This is a genomic window from Acinetobacter sp. SA01 (assembly GCF_011319235.1).
Lineage (GTDB): Bacteria > Pseudomonadota > Gammaproteobacteria > Pseudomonadales > Moraxellaceae > Acinetobacter.
On the sequence record NZ_WXXM01000044.1, the window covers coordinates 1 to 1,939 of the forward strand.

2 protein-coding genes are annotated in these 1,939 nt (G+C 44.6%); both read right to left on the reverse strand.

The features are described from left to right. The coding region (gene cydB / locus GTU69_RS16895) for a cytochrome d ubiquinol oxidase subunit II (RefSeq protein ID WP_166172217.1) at positions 1-455 on the reverse strand (455 nt) is incomplete at its 3' end. Beyond that, positions 452-1,897, reverse strand: a complete 1,446-nt coding sequence (locus GTU69_RS16900; protein WP_166172218.1) for a cytochrome ubiquinol oxidase subunit I — start codon at positions 1,895-1,897, stop codon at positions 452-454. The genes cydB and GTU69_RS16900, both read right to left, overlap by 4 nt. Positions 1,898-1,939: the final 42 nt, after the last annotated feature.

Below are 1,939 nucleotides of genomic sequence, written 5' to 3' on the forward strand. Positions count from 1 at the left end.
TCCAGACCACCGCCAGTATAGATGCCATTCGTGGTTTTAATCCCCTGAATATAGGCTCCCAAAATCAATCCTTGGAAAAATGAGCTCAAGATCGACCCAAAAATAAAGGCCTGATCCCATAGATGTTTAGTTTTATTGGCCTTAAACCGGAATTCGAAGGCAACTCCCCGGAAGATCAGCGCGATCAGCATCAGAATAATGGGTATATACAGAGCCGATAACACAGTGGAATACACCAAGGGAAATGCAGCAAATAATCCTGCTCCACCCAGTACCATCCAGGTTTCATTGCCATCCCAGACGGGCGCGACGGTATTCATCATAACATCACGTTCCTGGCGATCGGAAATAAAAGGAAACAGGATACCGATACCGAGGTCAAAACCATCCAGCACGACGTAGATCAGTACTCCTAATCCAATAATTAGAATCCAAATTAATGATAAATCGATCATTTTTGATTCTCCTGAGATTGTGTAGAACTTACTTGATCCAGATCGCTCTCCTCATCAATTGTACTTAAAGGACGTTTTGATGCCTGTATGACCGCCTGCTCACTATGTGGTGCCGAATGTATAAACTCCGGACCTTTACGCATCAGTTTCAGCATGTAGAAAATGCCAACACCAAACACAATAAAGTAGACCATTACAAAAATGATCAGGGTTAAACCCACCTGCTCTGCTGAAACGGGAGAAAGAGTATCTTTGGTCCGTAAAATGCCATAAACCACCCAGGGTTGACGACCGACTTCAGTGGTAAACCAACCGGCAAGCAAAGCGATAAATCCTGAAGGTCCCATATATAGGGCAAATCTATGCAACCATACCGAGTCATAGAACTTGTCAGTTTTTCTTAGCCATGCACCTAGAACTGCCATTAAAATCATCAGTACACCCAGTCCGACCATAATCCGGAAACTCCAGAATATGACCAGTGAGTTTGGACGGTCTACAGGAGCAAATTCCTTTAAGCCTTTGACTTCACCATTTAAGCTATGCGTCATAATCAGACTGCCCAGATTCGGAATACCGATCGCATACTTGGTTTCTTCAGCCTGCATATCTGGAATACCAAATAAATACAGTGGCATGCCATGATCTTTATTGGTTTCCCAGTGTCCTTCCATAGCTGCCAGTTTGGCCGGTTGGTGTTCCAGTGTATTCAAGCCATGCATATCTCCGACAAACATTTGCAGAGGTGCAAGTGCCAGAATCATCCACATGGCCATGGAAAATGATTTTTTCACCAAGGCATCACGACGGCCTTTTAATAAATGAAATGCGGCTGTGGCAGCGACGAGCAAAGCAGAGACCAGAAAGGAAGCCATTGCCATATGCGCTAATCGATAAGGGAAAGATGGATTAAAGACAATGGCAAACCAGTCTTGCGGAACAATAATGCCATTTTCAATGGTGAAGCCTTGTGGCGTCTGCATCCAGCTGTTTGAGGACAGAATCCAGAACATGGATATACAAGTACCTATAGCCACCATCAGCGTTGCGAAAAAATGGGTTTTCGGTCCAACTCTGCCCCAACCAAATAGCATAATCCCCAGAAAACCGGCTTCAAGGAAAAACGCACTTAAAACCTCATAAGCAAGTAATGGTCCTGTGACACTGCCGGAAATCCGTGAAAACTCACTCCAGTTGGTACCAAACTGATAGCTCATCACCACGCCAGAGACCACGCCCATACCAAAGGACAGGGCAAAAACCTTGATCCAGAACTTAAATAAGTCACGGTATACTGGATCGTTAGTCTTAAGCCAACGCCATTCCAGAACGGCCAGAAAACTGGCTAAACCAATAGAAATGGCAGGAAAAATAATATGAAATGATACGGTAAATGCAAACTGGATACGTGCCAGTTCCAGCGCGGTTAGCCCTAAATTCATGCTGCCTCCTGCTGATCAATTGAATACAGGGAGGACATCAAC

Coding starts and splice junctions, on each gene's coding strand:
- GTU69_RS16900 (WP_166172218.1), bottom strand. CDS start 1,897: ATGAATTTAGGGCTAACCGCGCTGGAACTGGCACGTATCCAGTTTGCA.